The sequence below is a fragment of the Roseibium sp. RKSG952 genome (assembly GCF_009711355.1).
The window spans coordinates 1-739 of record NZ_SMMF01000371.1 but is presented as its reverse complement, the minus strand read 5'-3'; the positions used below and the strand labels follow the sequence as shown (position 1 = coordinate 739).

Annotated in this window: 1 protein-coding gene; it reads left to right on the top strand. The window is 68.1% G+C overall.

The features are described from left to right. On the top strand, positions 1 to 739 hold a 739-nt coding region (locus tag E1297_RS48895), incomplete at both ends, for a hypothetical protein (protein ID WP_209015560.1).

The following is a 739-nucleotide window of genomic DNA, read 5'->3' as shown; positions in this document are numbered from 1 at the left end:
TTGCCGCTGCAAGTGCCGCCGGTATCGCCATGGTGCGCACAGGCCTGCAGACAGTCGATGCGCAGGCCAAGCTCGCACAATCGCTCGGCACCACCGTCGCCTCGATCCAGACGCTGGAGCGGGCGGGCGAACTCGCCGGTGTCTCCATGTCCGGCATTGAACAGGCAACGAAGGACCTGACACGCCGCCTCAGCCAGGCGGCCACCGGGACAGGTCCCGCCGCCGACGCGCTGGAGCGTCTGGGGCTGTCGGCCGCCGACCTGATTTCCCTGCCGCTGGATCAGCGCGTCGAGGCAATCAACGCCGCCATCGAGGAGTTCGTGCCCGCTGCCGAGCGCGCCGCCGTTGCGGGAAAACTCTTTGGCGAGGAAGGCTCCATCGCCATGTCGCGGATCGACACGGCGACTCTTCGCCAGGCAACGGAAGACGTGCGCGCCTTCGGTGTCGTGGTGTCGGAACAGGATGCCGACCAGATCGAGCGGACGAACGATGCGATCTCCCGGCTCGGGCTGATCTGGCGCGGTCTGTCGAACCAGCTGGCGGTTGCCGCAGCACCCGCGCTGGAAGCAACCGCCGACGCCATGGCGGCACTCGCCAGCCGGACCGGGCCGCTTGGCACCGCGATCCGAAGGCTGTTCGACAACATCGGCCGTCTGACGGCCTACACAGGCACCTTCGCAACCTTCTTTGCGGGACGCTGGGTGGCCGGCATGGCCGCTGCAGCACTCTCTGTCCGTGG